18 protein-coding genes are annotated in these 16,337 nt (G+C 37.6%); 12 read left to right on the forward strand and 6 right to left on the reverse strand.

Annotated features, from left to right (window positions below; translation table 11 throughout):
- Positions 1-12: 12 nt before the first annotated feature.
- Together CFPU101_RS05460 and CFPU101_RS05465 are read left to right on the forward strand one after the other, a co-directional pair.
- Positions 13-978 carry a GDP-mannose 4,6-dehydratase gene (locus tag CFPU101_RS05460; protein WP_206814315.1) on the forward strand — a complete coding sequence of 322 codons (966 nt, stop codon included), beginning with the start codon at positions 13-15 and terminating at the stop codon, positions 976-978.
- Positions 975-2,192 carry a glycosyltransferase family 4 protein gene (locus CFPU101_RS05465; protein ID WP_206814316.1) on the forward strand — a complete coding sequence of 406 codons (1,218 nt, stop codon included), beginning with the start codon at positions 975-977 and terminating at the stop codon, positions 2,190-2,192. The genes CFPU101_RS05460 and CFPU101_RS05465 overlap by 4 nt, the downstream gene beginning before the upstream one ends.
- A 38-nt stretch (positions 2,193-2,230) precedes the next feature.
- Here the strand turns inward: CFPU101_RS05465 and CFPU101_RS05470 are convergent, their stop codons facing one another.
- A complete protein-coding gene (locus tag CFPU101_RS05470) occupies positions 2,231-2,443 on the reverse strand; it encodes a hypothetical protein (protein ID WP_206814317.1) in 213 nt (70 codons plus the stop codon).
- 315 nt (positions 2,444-2,758) lie between these two features.
- Between CFPU101_RS05470 and purU the strand changes: the two genes are divergently transcribed.
- From purU to CFPU101_RS05490, 4 genes are all read left to right on the forward strand, one after another.
- Positions 2,759-3,613: a formyltetrahydrofolate deformylase gene (gene purU, locus CFPU101_RS05475; protein ID WP_206814318.1), complete on the forward strand. Its 855-nt coding sequence runs from the start codon at positions 2,759-2,761 to the stop codon at positions 3,611-3,613.
- A gap of 281 nt (positions 3,614-3,894) precedes the next feature.
- Positions 3,895-4,056: a hypothetical protein gene (locus tag CFPU101_RS05480; RefSeq protein ID WP_206814402.1), complete on the forward strand. Its 162-nt coding sequence runs from the start codon at positions 3,895-3,897 to the stop codon at positions 4,054-4,056.
- A gap of 5 nt (positions 4,057-4,061) precedes the next feature.
- Positions 4,062-5,987: an AAA family ATPase gene (locus tag CFPU101_RS05485; RefSeq protein ID WP_206814319.1), complete on the forward strand. Its 1,926-nt coding sequence runs from the start codon at positions 4,062-4,064 to the stop codon at positions 5,985-5,987.
- A 9-nt stretch (positions 5,988-5,996) separates the two neighbouring features.
- Positions 5,997-6,395 (forward strand): hypothetical protein, encoded by a 399-nt coding sequence (locus CFPU101_RS05490; protein WP_206814320.1) that lies wholly within the window; start codon positions 5,997-5,999, stop codon positions 6,393-6,395.
- Between the two features lie 42 nt (positions 6,396-6,437).
- Here CFPU101_RS05490 and CFPU101_RS05495 read toward each other — a convergent pair whose 3' ends face one another.
- Positions 6,438-7,607, reverse strand: coding sequence for a DNA sulfur modification protein DndB (locus CFPU101_RS05495; protein ID WP_206814321.1), 1,170 nt, complete (start codon positions 7,605-7,607; stop codon positions 6,438-6,440).
- A 90-nt stretch (positions 7,608-7,697) separates the two neighbouring features.
- Between CFPU101_RS05495 and dndC the strand changes: the two genes are divergently transcribed.
- The gene (gene dndC / locus CFPU101_RS05500; protein ID WP_206814322.1) at positions 7,698-9,314 is read left to right on the forward strand and encodes a DNA phosphorothioation system sulfurtransferase DndC; all 1,617 of its coding nucleotides are present in this window, start codon (positions 7,698-7,700) and stop codon (positions 9,312-9,314) included.
- Positions 9,315-9,364: 50 nt separating this feature from the next.
- Here dndC and CFPU101_RS05505 read toward each other — a convergent pair whose 3' ends face one another.
- Both CFPU101_RS05505 and CFPU101_RS05510 read right to left on the reverse strand, forming a co-directional pair.
- Positions 9,365-9,565, reverse strand: a complete 201-nt coding sequence (locus tag CFPU101_RS05505; protein ID WP_206814323.1) for a hypothetical protein — start codon at positions 9,563-9,565, stop codon at positions 9,365-9,367.
- A gap of 88 nt (positions 9,566-9,653) precedes the next feature.
- Complete coding sequence (locus CFPU101_RS05510) at positions 9,654-9,902, reverse strand: hypothetical protein (RefSeq protein WP_206814324.1); 249 nt, start codon at positions 9,900-9,902, stop codon at positions 9,654-9,656.
- Between the two features lie 56 nt (positions 9,903-9,958).
- Between CFPU101_RS05510 and dndD the strand changes: the two genes are divergently transcribed.
- From dndD to dndE, 4 genes are all read left to right on the forward strand, one after another.
- Positions 9,959-11,947, forward strand: a complete 1,989-nt coding sequence (gene dndD / locus CFPU101_RS05515) for a DNA sulfur modification protein DndD (RefSeq protein WP_206814325.1) — start codon at positions 9,959-9,961, stop codon at positions 11,945-11,947.
- A gap of 3 nt (positions 11,948-11,950) precedes the next feature.
- Complete coding sequence (locus CFPU101_RS05520; protein ID WP_242577784.1) at positions 11,951-12,388, forward strand: GUN4 domain-containing protein; 438 nt, start codon at positions 11,951-11,953, stop codon at positions 12,386-12,388.
- Positions 12,367-12,510, forward strand: a complete 144-nt coding sequence (locus tag CFPU101_RS25455; RefSeq protein ID WP_242577785.1) for a GUN4 domain-containing protein — start codon at positions 12,367-12,369, stop codon at positions 12,508-12,510. The genes CFPU101_RS05520 and CFPU101_RS25455 overlap by 22 nt, the downstream gene beginning before the upstream one ends.
- 193 nt (positions 12,511-12,703) lie before the next feature.
- On the forward strand, positions 12,704-13,144 hold the full coding sequence (gene dndE / locus CFPU101_RS05525) for a DNA sulfur modification protein DndE (protein ID WP_206814326.1): 441 nt from the start codon (positions 12,704-12,706) through the stop codon (positions 13,142-13,144).
- Here dndE and CFPU101_RS05530 read toward each other — a convergent pair.
- Positions 13,134-13,670, reverse strand: coding sequence for a DUF2062 domain-containing protein (locus CFPU101_RS05530; protein WP_206814327.1), 537 nt, complete (start codon positions 13,668-13,670; stop codon positions 13,134-13,136). The two genes, dndE and CFPU101_RS05530, sit on opposite strands and share 11 nt — an antisense overlap.
- A gap of 56 nt (positions 13,671-13,726) precedes the next feature.
- On the opposite strand from CFPU101_RS05530, the gene mnmE reads away from it, so the two are divergent.
- Entirely contained in the window at positions 13,727-15,094 is a 1,368-nt protein-coding gene (gene mnmE / locus CFPU101_RS05535) for a tRNA uridine-5-carboxymethylaminomethyl(34) synthesis GTPase MnmE (protein ID WP_374191932.1), read from the forward strand.
- A 69-nt stretch (positions 15,095-15,163) separates the two neighbouring features.
- Here mnmE and psbA read toward each other — a convergent pair whose 3' ends face one another.
- Entirely contained in the window at positions 15,164-16,234 is a 1,071-nt protein-coding gene (psbA, locus tag CFPU101_RS05540; RefSeq protein WP_206814329.1) for a photosystem II q(b) protein, read from the reverse strand.
- Positions 16,235-16,337: the final 103 nt, after the last annotated feature.

A 16,337-nucleotide genomic window follows, 5' to 3' on the forward strand; every position in this document is an offset into this window, starting at 1 on the left:
AAATTAAATAAAATGACTAAAAAAGCATTAATTTGTGGAATTTCAGGACAAGATGGGGCTTATTTAGCTCAATTACTGCTGCAAAAAGGTTATACGGTGTGTGGCACTTCACGGGATGCACAAGCTTCATCGTTTCGGAATTTAATTCGTTTGGGGATCAAAGATCAAGTCAAACTAGAATCAGCCTCCCTCAATGATTTTCGGAGTGTGTTACAGGTTTTACTCAAAATTCAACCCGATGAGGTTTATAATCTAGCAGGTCAAAGTTCGGTCGGTCTTTCCTTTGAACAACCCGTCGAAACCCTCGAAAGTATTACTATAGGAACCTTAAATCTACTCGAAGCCATTCGCTTTACGGGTGCGCCGATTCGCTTCTATAATGCAGGTTCAAGTGAATGTTTTGGCGATATTGGAGATTGTGCTGCTGATGAAATGACTCCGTTTCGTCCCCGAAGTCCCTATGCAGTGGCTAAGTCGGCTGCCTTTTGGGAGGTGGCAAATTATCGGGAAGCTTATGGGATTTTTGCTTGTTCGGGTATTTTATTTAACCACGATTCACCGTTACGTCCAGAACGCTTTGTGACACAAAAAATTATTGCGGCTGCTTGTCGGATGGCTAAAGGGAGTTCACATAAGCTTTATTTAGGGAATATATCCATTCAACGGGACTGGGGATGGGCCCCTGAGTATGTTGAAGCAATGTATTTGATGTTACAGCATGATCAACCTGATGATTATGTGATTGCTACTGGAGAAAGTCGCAGTTTAGAAGATTTTGTCAAAGAAGCTTTTGCTGTGGTGGGATTAAATTGGGAAGATCATGTATCGACAGATGCGAGTTTATTACGTCCGACGGATCTCGCTATTAGTCGCGGTAATCCCACTAAAGCGAGAGTACAATTAGGCTGGCAAGCTCAATATAAAATGAATGACATTGTGCGGATGATGGTTGAAAGTAAAATGCAGGGTGAGATATGAAGATTTTGATGATTAGTTCGACTTTTCCCTATCCACCTACACGCGGGGGAACTTGGAATAGAACCTTTAATCTTCTAGCTAGAGTGGCTAAAGAATATCCCGTTACTTTGGTTGCCCAGCGTTCACCAGAAGTTACTGATGACCAAGTAGAAGCATTAAGGCAGTTTGTTGATGAACTCGTTTTATTTCCACGTCCCCCTGAAGTGACTTACGGACTGGTGGGAAAATTAAAAAATGTTGGTCAGTTTCTTTGGGATGGAACACCCCCAAATGTCCGTTTTCTCCATTCTCAGGTAATGCAGGATTGGATTGATCAAGCGGTAAAATCAAAAAAGTTTGATGTAATTACCGCAGAACACCACGCGAATGAAGTTTTTATTCGTCCAGAATGGAAAAATCAGCTAACAACGGTGATTGATGTTCATAGTTCAGTATATCGGACTTGCAAAAATCAGTTAGAAACAGGAATATCGTCTAATCCTTGGCGCGATCGTCTTTTTCTCCCTCTCTTACGTCGTTATGAACAACAAACGATGCAGGATTTTTCTTGCGTGGTGGTGACAACTGATGAAGATGTTAAACAGATGCAAGAGTTTGTCCCCAGTGACAAGATTCATCTGATCGCTAATGGGGTTGATTTAGAAACGTTTCCCTATCGTAATGGTGATCCTGAGGGTCATCATTTGGTGTTTGTTGGGAGTTTGGATTATTTCGTGAATATCGATGCGGCGATTTTTTTGGGAACGGAGATTTTACCCGCACTTCAAGAAAAATACAGTAATGCAACTTTAACATTAGTGGGTGCAAAACCTTGTGCAGAAGTGCTTGCTTTGGCTGAACGTCCAGGAATTAAGGTAACAGGTAGTGTTCCCTCGGTCGCAGAATATCTTCACCATGCTACCGTTGCGGTGATGCCATTACGGACGGGTTTTGGGATGAAGTTAAAGACTCTTGAGGCCTTAGCGGCTGGTGTTCCTCTAGTGGGAAGCGATCGCGCTTTAGAAGGAATTGAAGTCGATTCTTCTAATGTACCATTACGGGCGTTACGAGCAAATCAAGTGTCTGAATATGTCGAAGCGATTAGCCGTTTATTTGAAGATGCAACACTTAGAAATACTTTATCCCAGAATGGACGTGCTTTGATTGAACAAGAATATACGTGGGATTATTTAGGTAAGCAATATACCCAATTAATTACACAAAAGTTCGTGTAATCTGATTTAGAGGCGCGTTGGTTGGCGCGTCTCATCAATTATTGCTCATTCAAATCTAGTTTTACCGTCGGTCTCGGTGTTTCTTTTAGTCCTTGCCGATAGTCTGTCAGTTTCTTCTGAAAATATCCGATAACCTGCTGAGGTTGGATAATTTGCTGTCCAATCAGATCGGGTTTAGATGAGTTTTCTAGAGCAATGACAAAATAAAGTGGAATGGTGACTGTTGCTGCCCAAAAAATTCGTTTTAGCATTTCCTCCTCCACTACACATCTAAAAATTGAAAATCGTTATTTCTTACAATAGATGGATGTTGTATTTATTGTAAAAGTTTCTGTGACACTCTTTGAATTGGATCAAGTATTTTATGTTTGGTGAAATAACACTTAATCAAAAAATTTACAGATTGATTTAATAATTCAATAAATGATAGGTTACTTTACTTTTGTTTACAAGATTAAATTCAGCAAATGATGACATAACAAATAAAGTTTAAAAGCTTAACTGTCTTCCCAAGAAAGAAATAAAATAGGTGTTTACACATCAAATCAATCCGTCATGCTTGTGTTATGAATAGTCCCACTGCTACTTTATTAATTTCTTGTCCAGACCAAAAGGGTTTAGTTGCGAAAATTGCTAATTTTATTTATGCTAATGGCGGAAATATTATTCATGCTGACCAACATACTGATTTTTCGGCGGGTTTATTTTTGATGCGAATTGAATGGCAGTTAGAAGGATTTAATTTACCTAGAGATGTCATTGCACCGGCTTTTGCTGCGATCGCCAAACCTCTCCAAGCCGTTTGGCAGCTTCATTTCTCGGATACTATTCCCCGTATAGCGATCTGGGTCACGAAACAAGATCATTGCTTGCTAGATTTATTGTGGCGAATAAAATCTAGGGAATTTCTAGCAGACGTTCCCCTTGTTATTAGTAATCATAACACACTAGAAGCGATCGCCCAACAATTTGGAATTGAATTTTGTCACCTTCCCATCACAGCAGAAAACAAAAATCAACAAGAAGCAAGACAGTTAAAACTTTTAAGAGAATTAAAAATCGACTTGGTGGTTTTAGCGAAGTATATGCAGGTATTGACTCCAGAGTTTATTAACTATTTTCCCAATGTGATAAATATCCATCATTCATTTTTACCTGCTTTTGCGGGAGCGAATCCTTACTCTAGAGCGTATGATAGGGGTGTTAAAATTATTGGTGCAACAGCCCATTATGTAACAGCAGATTTAGATGAAGGGCCGATAATAGAACAAGATGTAGTTAGAGTCTCTCATCGGGATACTGTCACTGATTTAATCCGAAAAGGAAAAGACTTAGAACGAGTGGTTTTAGCGCGGGCCGTTCGAGTACACTTACAGAATCGAGTATTAGTGTATGGTAATAGAACTGTCGTTTTTGCTTAGATTTTGGGCTTTCTTAAGATAACAGTTTGAGATAGTGGGACGTAAGACAATACAACGTAGAGACGTGTTAGGTATTGTGCACGTGCGGCGCGGAATCAATCTGAGGTTATTGTTAGATTAGTAGAAGAATTGGGTCATTATGGGATAAGCTATTCGGATTTACTGTAAACGAGGTATCAACCAATGAATATTACTTTAACATCGGAACTAGAACAGTTGATTACAACTCAGCTAAAAATAGGTCAATATCAAAAAGCAGTCTCTCAACAATAAACTTGGTTATGGACAAAAAAATTAAAGAACTCGCAGCAAAATATAACATTCCAGAACAACTGCTCAAAGAAGCAATGGAATTAGAAAAAGACAAGGTAAACTTGAATAATCGTCGATTAGTGCCGAAGTTAATCGAATTGATAGAACGATACACAGACTCCTCGGACTAAATTCTATGTCACTGCAACTTAGGCAAATTCGCTTAAAAAACTGGAAATGTTATCAAAAGCAGCAATTACGACTCAATCCTCAGATTAATTGTAATGTTTGGATTATTTTCGGACAAAATGGTTATGGCAAAACGTCTATTTTAGAAGCAATACTTTGGTGTCTCTATGGAAATGAAGGGGTACCGACAAAAGACCTATCTAAATATTTTAATCGCGTGGCAGTCAAGAAAAATCCCTCATTAGATATGTGCGTTGAACTGTCTTTTCATGAAACCACCCAAAGCAGAAATTATTATATCAGTCGAACCGCTAAACGAGTGATTCGGGGAAATACTGAGTATGCAGAGGTAGAGGAAGCAACATTTAATATTGATGGAACGAGTAAGAATAATGCTAGAGAGTATATAGAAAGTTTATTACCGCGTCTGTGTAAGGATTTTTTCTTTTTCGATGGGGTGAAGATAGAACAATATGCAGTACTGACACAAACCGATGAAACCAAAGACGCGATAGAGAAGATTTTGGGTATTCCAGAACTGAGAAATCTTAAAGAAGATGCTGAGAAAGTGTTACAGAGTCTAGAAAAGAAAATTAGGGAATTAGGACAAGCAAATCATAAATTGCAGCAAAATACAAAACAATTACAGGAGATACAAGTTAATATCGAACTCCATTGCGGACAACTCGAACACGCAAAACAAACCCTAGAAGTCGATGTAAAAATCTATAACGATGCAAAAGAACGCGCTAAACAAATTGAAGATTTACGCAGTAAGCTTGAAACAGTAGCTAGATTAGAACAAAGGCAAGAAATTCTTAAAGATAAGCTTAAAAATGCCGAGAAAGAAGTCGAAAATGCGCTAAAGAAAGCATCCATGCCACTTTTAATCGGATTTGTTCGAGAAATGGTCGAAGAATTACAACGCCAAACCATTAAAACCACTCGTTTCTCTGCGTCACTGATCCAACTACAAGAACTCTTAAACAGTAAAAATTGTTTATGTGGTCGTTGTTTGGATGAAAGTTCGCGTAACTATATTCGAGAACAACTCACACAAATTGAAGCAGGAAAATTAACTCAAGAAGCTATCAAACAGGATGAATTAAAGACTAGACTATCTCTCCTTTTACAATATCATAAACCTAATTTGGAGGATATTTTAACTACACGCGATCGCCTAGGCGAAGATTTAGATAACCTCAAACAAGAAATTACTCGCTATAAACACGAGACAGAAGGAACAAACCAACAAGAAGCCGCCGAAATCTGGCGTAAAGTTGGAATAAGTGAACGAAAAGTCCAAGAAACCAGAGAAATAACCGAACGATTGACCAAAGACATCGAAGAATTGAAAAATCAAGAAAAAAAACTACGCCAAACCATCGAAACCTTAGCAGGACAAGATAAAGAAACCGCAACCCTCAGCTTACAAGTTAGACTAGCAACAGGACTTAAAGCAGCAGCAGAAGAACTGATTAACTGGCATATCCATCAGAGTAAGCGTACCATTGAAGAACATACCACCGCACGTTATCTTCAAGTCACCAACAAACCCGAAGAATATACAGGAATAGAAATTAAAAATAATTATACTCTGGGAGTCAGAACCGTCACAGGAGATATCCTCAACCCAGAAATCTTAAGTCCAGGGGAAAAAGAAGCATTAGCCTTTGCCTTTATTACAGGTTTAAATCTAGCATCGAATACCGCCGCACCGCTAGTCATGGATACCCCGTTCGGTCATCTTGATACTGCACATCAGAAGAATATTGTCAAGTCTTTAGGACAAATGTCTTCTCAAGTCATTTTACTCGCAACAGACCGAGATTTCCCCGATCCCTTACTCCAAGAAATTAAACCTTATCTTGCCGAAATTCACTACATTCGTCGTAAAAATGCCAGTGAAGATGCGTCCATTATCGAATCATAATTATATAGTATGCAACGTTTTGATATTAATGCGATCGTTCGTCCCACACCAGAAGCAAAAAGATACTTAGACGTTTTGAAAAATAACGGGTCATTTAATCGAATGATTGATGCGTATATTTTTGCTGCTTCCTATGCGATGAAACATGATTTAGATATACTTCCCCTTCCTACTGGACGTTCAGACCTAGTATCATTGAGTCTGATTGATGAAGATATTCGACTCGCATTAGAAGCAAGCATTCATATCCTTTGTCAGCGCAAGGGTGAAAATACTCCTAGCGATAGTAAAGAAGTCCTCGACATACTCACCCAATACGCAGAAGCAGGAATCAAAGTCTTAAAACAGCGTTGGAAGGGAAAAGTAGGTATTCAAATTCAAGATGACATTCGTCGAATTGTTATGTAGGGTTTTGGAAACCAAGCCCTTTTAAACTTAAAATGTATTTAATTACTCTAATTGATTTTTGACGCTATCAATAGCCATTTGTACTAAGCCCATAGTAGCACTGATTCTATAAGGGTTCGCAGCATTTTTAGAATTTGGATTAACTTTAACAATATTTCCTCTCCACAATTCACTACTTGTTGACCAATCTAATTTTGCTAATTGTGAGATTTGCTCTGAATTAAAAATATTGCTGTCTTGTTCATAAGTTCCATGTATTAAACGTCCCAAAACTTCTAAGCCAACGCTACGCCCTAAAATACAATTTACTTTAAATTTATTAATTTGTTCAACTGTTAAATTATCAATCTGCAATCTTGATATATCCCGTGTTTGAGCGCATTCGGAGAAAAATTGATTTAGACAAATACTTAAAGCTTTCGATGCTTCTTCAACGTTTATATCTTCTAGATCTCCATCAAGCTTACCAGTAAAAGAAAAACTAACTAGCTTGACTATGTAATTAGCCGTATAAAGTAATTTCTTTTTAGCTGTAGGAGTATCTTTGATTCTCTCAGTTTTATTTTTAAAGATAAAAACTTGTTTAATCAAATTTTTAACAATTCCAACTTTTCCTTCAAATTCTCCAAATGATAAAAGTAATGACTTATCTAATGACCTAGTTTGTGCCATATCTTTAAAATCAGTTTGACATTGATTAAAATTTTCTTCTAGAACAAGTGTGATAGGAAAGTCATTATCTCCAATCAACTCACCAGTTGGACTTTCAATTAATTCATGAATCGCCCGTTTCCGATGTTGTCCATCTGTAATATCAAGTTTGACACCTCGTGGAATAACGACAAAACAGATTCCTCTTGCTAACTCAGTTATTGTAATTCTATTTGGAGCGATATTAGCTGTTAATGTTCCTAAAATCCATGGTTTATTATTTTTAATGCGCTTAATTATATAGTCTTTTACTTCTTCTACATGACCTTGTACTTCTGGTCTATTTTTTCCCGAATCTGGATCATTGTTGTCAGACGGTTTAGCTTGTAGTAAAGTTGGTAAATCATGTGCTGGAACATTAATTTGCACCATTTTTCGCTTACCTTGCTGAAAAATTAAACCGATATAGCACTTATCACGATAGTGTTGAGCAAAGTAAGGTTCTAGAGCTTCATTCAATCGTCGATTAAGCTCTGTGGGGAAAAGCGTATCGTTAGACATAAAATGGAGATGTGCAGGAAAAAATGCAGATATATCTATGCTAATAATCCCTGACCAGCCCTGAAATCCCAAAAAATACTGATCTTAGTTATGCATGAACCTCAAACATCCCTTTTTCCAAACCGTACAATTACGGAATTGGTAGAAGATATAGAAAACTTAACTAGGGAAATTCAGGAGTTATATTGTTTTGATGATATTCCTTGGATTATTGGGGTATCTTGGGGAAAAGATAGTACAACAGTTTTACAGTTAATTTGGAATGCGATCGCTACTTTACCACTAGAAAAACGACGTAAGACTATTTACGTTATCACTACAGATACTATGGTAGAAAATCCTATTGTTTCTTGTTGGGTACAGAAATGTATAGTACAGCTTAAAAATGCTGCTCAAAAACAAGAAATGCCAATTCAACCCTATTTGCTTCATCCATCATATAATGCTACTTTTTGGGGATGTTTAATTGGAAAAGGCTATCCCGCACCTCGTCCTAGTTTTCGTTGGTGTACGGATCGCATGAAAATTAACCCAGTTAATAACTTTATTCGGAATTTAGTTAGAACACATGGCGAAACAATAGTAGTTTTAGGAATTCGCAAAGCGGAGAGTATTCAGCGTGCCACAATCATGAAAAAATATGAACAAAATAGAGTAAGAGAGCGTCTTAGTCCTAATGTTCGTTTACTTAATTCTCTAGTTTATACTCCTATAGAAGATTGGCGAACTGATGAAATATGGTTGTATTTGATGCAGTGGGAAAATCCTTGGGGGGGTAATAATCAAGATTTATTTGCGTTATATAGAGGCGCAACAGCAGATAATGAATGTCCTTTAGTTGTCGATACTTCTACGCCTAGTTGTGGTGATTCTCGTCTAGGTTGTTGGGTTTGCACAATGGTAAGCAGGGATAAATCGATGGAAGCGATGATTCAGAATGACGAAGAGAAAGAATGGCTACAACCTCTATTAGATATTCGTAACGAATTAGGAATAGAAGACGATCGAGATAAAAGAGACTTTCGACGAATTTACGGTAAAGTAGAACTTTTTGGAAAAGAAAAAATCGAACCGATACCAGGTCCGTATACTAAAAAATGGCGAGAATATTGGTTAAAACGAGTCCTAGAAGCGCAGGTACAAGTGAGAAACACCGCACCTGATGAGTACAAAAATATTACACTGATTACACCTGAAGAACTCAGTGAAATTCGTCGTATCTGGTTAGAGGAGAAACACGAATTTGATGACAGTTTACCTAAAATATATGAGGAAGTGACAGGAGAAACTTATCAAGATACTCGTTTGGTCGTCGATAACCATTTTCTCGGTAGCGATGAATGGGATATCTTAGCGGATATCTGTCAAGATGATACAATGCACTTGGAATTAATGGCAAAACTCCTCGATACTGAACGACAATTTTATGCGAAGTCTCAGCGTAAGGGAATCTATCAAGATTTAGAAAAATGTTTTGAGTCGAGTTCTCGTCAAAAAGATGATGCTATTGAAAATGCCCACCTACAACGTAATTTAAAAATGTCTTCAGAGTCGGGTGATATTGACGAATTTAAAGCACATCTTAATCAAGAAAATAATGAAAGACAGCAACCAGTCAAACAACCAACTAAAGAAGATACTACTAATAAACAACTCTCTCTATCTTGGGCAAATCTTAAATATCCTTCTCAACAGGAAGAAGAATAATTTCTTCGTATAAAGTTTTTGTTTCTCTGTTCATCGGGAGACACCTTTAATTATTCAGATTGGGTCATTTTCTGTATTCTTCTTAACCGATAAGCTGTTAGAGGACTGTTTTGGATATCTTCTTCTAATTTTTCAATTAAATTATCTAGTTGAGTAATACCTTCATCCATACGCTTCACTACAGCCTGTAATTGTTCTACTTCTTTCTTTCTAGTTTCTGCGTCAGGTATTCTCGGTGTTTGACTTGTCATAAATTCCAATTCCTTTTAATATCTTCAATACTGGCTTGAATGACATTTATTGTCAATTCTGCGTCAAAGAGCGTTCTATTTAACAATTCTAGATTAGCACGATCGGCTCTGGCTGTGACTCGTAGATTCTTTTTAACACAACATGAAAGCGATCGTAGTAAAATAAAGAACGTTCTTTAATATTTTGTAATTCTTCTAATTCAGCTAAAGTTTCTATAGTCTCTCCAAATTGTTCAAAAATTACAAATTCTATTCGAGTCGTTTGGTCAGTAATGTCTAAAAAAGTTTTCTGTAATTCAAAAATATGATAAATCACCTCATTTGCTAATTTTGCCATTGCTTTATAATCTTTTATATTTCATAATTATTTTATCACTATAATTTTAAAACTCGATGATTTTTACTGAATTAGTTTTACAAAACTTTGGCCCCTATTTAGGTCGTCAAGTCATTAATCTAAACCCACAAATTAACCCTGATGAAAGCCGTCCTATTATTCTTTTAGGAGGAATGAATGGCGGGGGCAAAACAACGTTAATGGATGCGATTAGACTAGCTTTATATGGACAACGATCGCAATGTTCTACTCGTAATAATCTTAGTTATAGTGACTTTCTGATTCAAGCGGTAAATAGTCAAGCTACAGCCGTTGATCAAACTAGAATTGAACTGGCTTTTAAACAAATTATTAATCACGAATGGCGAGAATTTAGAGTTGTACGTTATTGGGATAAATTTCTTAAAGATGGCAAGGAACATTTAGGTATTCTTGATGAAGACTGGCCAGATGAAGCACTTTCTAATACTTGGGATGAATATATTGAAAATTTATTACCTTTAGGCATATCTAATCTCTTTTTATTTGATGGTGAACAAGTCAAAGAATTAGCAGAACAAGAAATACCACCGCCAACAGTAATTGAGGCTATTCAATCATTATTAGGATTAGAATTAATTGAAAGATTATCAGTAGATTTAGATGTTTTAGCCAATCGGAAACGAAAAAATATCGTTGATAAAAATCAACTTTATGATTTAGAAGAAATAGAAACTAAAATTAATCAAGCAAAATTAAATAAAGAAGAAATAGAACAAAAAATAGAATTTATTAAAGAACAGCTAGACCAAGCAAAACAAAAATATGATGAAGCTTTAGATAAATTTAGAATTGAAGGTGGAAAAATAGCCAGCGATCAAAGTCAAAAAGAAAGTCAGAAAAAAGCTTTGGAAAATACAATTAATTCTTTACGTGACGAATTTCGAGAAATAGCGGCTGATGTTTTGCCGTTAGGTTTAATGACCCCACTTCTCAAACAAGCTAAACTACAAACTCAACAAGAATTAAAAGTTATTCAAAATAAAGCAACACAAGGTGTTTTGGTAGATAGAGATAACCGTCTATTAGAATATCTTGCCTCACTTTCACTAACACCAGATAATATCGCAAAAATAGAATTTTTTCTACAACAGGATAACCAAACACTACAACAAGAAATTAACACTTACGGAGAACCTTGGTTAGGACTAGAAGAAGAAGGACTAAAACAACTTGAAACGATTCTAAATCATCGTCTAATTTATCAAATTAACTTGACTAGAGATAAATTTAAACAGGTACAAACTCTAGAAACAGAAATTGATACTATAGACAGAGAATTAGTAGCAGCAGCTTCACCTGAAGACTATGAAGTTTTAGATACTATGGTTAAAACAACTCAAAAAGAATATTTTGATTTACAAGAACAATTATCGATATTCACTCGTCGTCAACAAGAAGCACAAAAAGTGTTTGAACAAGCTAAAAAAGAATTGATTAAATATGGTGAACAGTATTTAGCAAGACAAAATAATGAACACATTATACAATCGGCAGGAAAAGTTCAACAAACCTTAGCGATCTTTAAAGAACGTCTTACCTTGAAAAAACTCAATAAATTAGAAGGAGAAGTAACCGAATGTTTTCGTTATCTCTTACATAAATCTAATTTGGTTCATCGCATTGCTATTAATACCCAAAATTTTAGCCTTTCTCTGTTTGACCCCGAAGGACAACCCATTGCAAAACATCGTCTTTCTGCTGGCGAAAAACAGTTACTTGCTATATCATTTCTCTGGGGACTTGCTAGGGTAACAGGGCGCAATTTACCCATTGCTATTGATACTCCTTTAGGTCGTTTAGATTCCTCTCACCGTAATAATTTAATTGAACGATATTTCCCAACGGCTTCCCACCAAGTTATACTGCTTTCAACTGATACGGAGATTGGCGAAAATGAAGTTAAGCAACTCACCGAACAAGGAAGCATCGCACGACAATATCTGTTAGAATACGATCCACAAAAGCGTCAAACTATTATTCACCCTAATCGTTATTTCTGGTAATTTATGTCTGATCAAACATATGATGAAATCCTGACACAACTCAAAACATTGAATGAGAAGATAGCACATTTAGAAGATATGTTTCTTCTGGTTCCAGATCTCTACCGCTACCAAAAACTACAGAAATGTTTAATTGAGGGTGACTGGTTTGAAGCAGACTTAGAAACGATAAAAGTGATCTTAGCAGTGACTGGAAAAGAACAAGATAATCTTAGACCTGAAGATATTCTCTCCTTTCCTCTTGATGTTCTTAAAGTGATTGACCAACTTTGGCTAAAATATAGTAAAAATCGTTTTGGTTTTAGTCTGCAATTAAAAGCCTATCAAAAACTAGGCGGCAATAAATCCACTACCATTTCTCACGATCGTAAATTACTCGAACAATGGGGAGAACAATTAGGCTGGCGACAAAAAGACCAATGCGTAAATGTGATGAATTAGACTATAGCTTAAATGCCCCTCTTGGCTGTCATCCCTCTCAATGGTGGAACTCTCCTTATGGCTCAAAAATGACTCATTTCTTTCTTTCTCGTCTGATGGACTGCAATTATTGTCAGGGGTAAAAAATTCATTAAAAAAAGAAAAGGGGACTTGACAAAAGCTACAAATTTTGCGAAAATTCTTATATAATGGAAATCCGTGCATTTTAGGATAAATAATCATATTTCCATTATTTGACAGTCTAAATATAAAGATACCAGAAACAAGAAAAACTAGCAAGAAAAACTCGAAAAATTTTTCCTCTATTTCAAAAAAATGGAATCACCGATCGAACGATTTCGCCTTTCCCAAACCGCTAAAGATCAACTGATTAAACTGAAACGCTACACCAAGATCGATCAATGGAATATCTTATGTCGTTGGGCGTTTTGTCGTTCCCTAGCTGAACCCAGTATCCCTTCACCAATTCCTATTCCTGCAGACAGTAACCTAGAGATGTCGTGGCGAGTCTTTGGGGGAGAAATGGCAGATATATTATTAGTCGTCCTCAAACAACGCTGTCATAACGATGGACTCGGAACCGACAAAGAAACCCTTACTCAACAATTTCGCTTACACCTACATCGAGGTATTGGTTATTTAGCAGGGAGTGAACCCCCTATTAAGAAGATTGAAGATTTATTGATTCTGGCATTAGATAATACAGAAGAAGAAACTAAACCGAAAGGGAAAAAGAAAACAAGAATTAGGGGATAAAATTTCTTCGTCTTCTATTTCGCCACCGATAAATCACACGAAGACTCACGAAATAGCTAATTGTAGCAACAATAACACCAACAACAAACGAACCAAAAAACAGAGTAATCACAAAACTCCAGCCTAATTGCATCATCGCATCAAAAGACTGCCAACTCTGCTCAAAACGTTGCTCAGTAACAGACGAATTCCATGAACCTAATAACCATTCGCCTACCTTATAATTAAAGCCAAAAATCGGCACATAAGTTAGAGGATTACTCACCCAAGTTGCGGCAGCAGCAGCTATTTTATTCCCTCGAATTAAAATGGACAAAAACACTGCAATAATAATTTGTAACCCCATCCAAGGAAACCAACCCGCAAAGACACCCGATGCTATTCCTCTAGCTATTTCTTTTGGATGACCATTAAGACGAACAAACCTAAGATACCAATAGCGAAAAAATCTTGTTCCATTCCAGCTATTACGCCGAGATTTGCTTTTTTCCCGAAAGGCGACCGCAGAAAGACGCTTTTTAGTCATTAGATTATCGTAATAAAATATTAAATATCTCAATTGTAATCTAGAAATTTGTGACACTGATCCCCGCAGATACTATTGTAGCGATCGCTACTGCCATTGTCCCACAACAAGGTAGTATCGGTATTGTGCGTTTATCGGGACAAAATGCCCTAAAGATTGCCAAAACGCTTTTTTACAGCCCAGGAAAGCAAATTTGGGAAAGCCACCGCATCTTATACGGTTATATTCGCCATCCCCAAACTCAACAAGTAATCGATGAAGTTCTATTACTTCTTATGTTAGCCCCTCGTTCCTACACCACTGAAGACGTAATTGAAATTCATTGTCATGGGGGAATTATCCCTGTACAACAAATCTTACAACTGTGTATAGAACAAGGCGCAAGACTTGCCCAAGCAGGAGAATTTACCCTGAGAGCCTTCCTCAATGGTAGACTCGATTTAACCCAAGCTGAAAGTATATCAGATCTAGTCGGTGCCAAATCTCCCCAAGCGGCACAAATTGCCCTTTCTGGGTTACGAGGAAAACTTGCCCACTCGATCCATCGTCTTAGAACCACTTGTTTAGATATTTTGGCTGAAATAGAAGCGAGGATCGATTTTGAAGAAGATTTACCCCCACTTAACGAACAAGAAATACAAGAAAACTTAACCCAAGTTTTGCACCAAGTCCATCAAATTCTAGCGACAGCAGATCGCGGTGAACTCCTCAGAAGTGGGCTAAAAGTTGCGATCGTCGGTCGTCCTAATGTGGGAAAATCAAGCTTATTAAATGCGTGGAGTCGAAGCGATCGCGCCATTGTAACGGACTTACCTGGAACTACCCGCGATGTCGTCGAATCTCAATTAGTTGTAGAAGGAATACCGATCCAAGTCTTAGATACAGCAGGCATTCGTGAAACCGAAGATACCGTCGAAAAAATTGGCGTAGAACGATCGCGCCAAGCTGCCCAAAATGCCGATCTCATTTTATTCACCATTGATGCCCAAACAGGATGGATAACCGAAGATCACGAAATTTACCAACAAGTCCAAGACCGTCCTCTAATTCTCGTGATCAATAAAATCGATCTCGCTGATCCCCAACTCGCCGCCAATGCACATTTTGCTAAAATTGTCAAGACATCTGCTGCTAACAATCAAGGAATCGACGCACTCGAACAAGCAATCTTAGAAACGGTCAAAAGCGAAAACTTAACCGCTAGTAATCTAGATCTAGCTATTAACCAACGCCAAGCGGCTGCTCTCACCCAAGCCAAAATGGCCTTAGAACAAGTCCAAGAAACCATGAATAACCAACTTCCCCTAGACTTTTGGACGATCGATCTAAGAAGTGCCATTCAATTCCTTGGCGAAATCACAGGAGAAGAAGTCACTGAATCCGTCTTAGACCGAATTTTTAGCCGCTTTTGTATTGGGAAATAAAATAAAGACGCACTTTCTTTAGCACGTCTCTACTTTGATTATTCTATTTTACAATTCTTAACGAATTGCTTATCCTGCGATTGAAGGAGCAGAAATCGGTTCAGCCGAAGCTAAATCTAAGGGGAAGTTGTGAGCATTTCTTTCGTGCATAACTTCCATACCAATTCCTGCGCGGTTTAACACATCAGCCCAAGTACCAATGACACGACCTTGAGAGTCGAGAACCGACTGGTTAAAGTTAAAACCATTGAGGTTGAATGCCATTGTGCTGACACCCATTGCAGTAAACCAAATACCAACGACGGGCCAAGCACCGAGGAAGAAGTGTAAAGAACGACTGTTGTTGAATGAAGCATATTGGAAGATTAAACGTCCAAAGTAGCCATGAGCAGCAACAATGTTATAGGTTTCTTCTTCTTGTCCGAACTTGTAACCATAGTTGAGAGACTCGCTTTCAGTGGTTTCACGAACTAAGGATGAAGTTACTAGAGAACCGTGCATCGCACTGAACAAAGAACCACCAAAGACACCAGCCACACCTAACATATGGAAGGGGTGCATGAGGATGTTATGTTCAGCTTGGAAGACAAACATAAAGTTAAAAGTTCCAGAGATCCCTAGAGGCATTCCATCAGAGAAAGAACCTTGACCAATGGGATAGATTAAGAATACGGAGGTCGCTGCGGCTACAGGTGCGCTGTATGCAACACAGATCCAAGGACGCATTCCTAAACGGTAGGATAATTCCCACTGACGACCCATCCAACAGAAGATTCCAATTAAGAAATGGAATACAACAAGCTGGTAGGGGCCACCATTGTACAGCCATTCATCTAAGGAGGCTGCTTCCCAAATGGGGTAAAAATGTAGACCAATAGCGTTAGAAGATGGCACAACTGCACCAGAGATGATGTTGTTTCCTGTTAATAAGGAACCAGCAACAGGCTCTCTGATCCCGTCGATATCAACAGGAGGAGCAGCAATAAAGGCAATAATGAAGCAAATGGTAGCGGTTAGCAGTGTGGGGATCAAAATCACACCAAACCAGCCGACATAAATACGGTTGTTGGTGCTGGTGATCCACTGACAAAAACGCTCCCATGTGGAGTAATTGTCTTGTGAACGTAAGGTAGTAGTCATGAATAATACATTTGATGAAACAAAAAAAATGAATGTAGCAAAGATAACTTTGCATCATATGTTCAAGTATATTTACATCTCTTTGAATTGACGCATTTTTTTT

The sequence above is a fragment of the Chroococcus sp. FPU101 genome, from assembly GCF_017312365.1.
Lineage (GTDB): Bacteria > Cyanobacteriota > Cyanobacteriia > Cyanobacteriales > Microcystaceae > Chroococcus.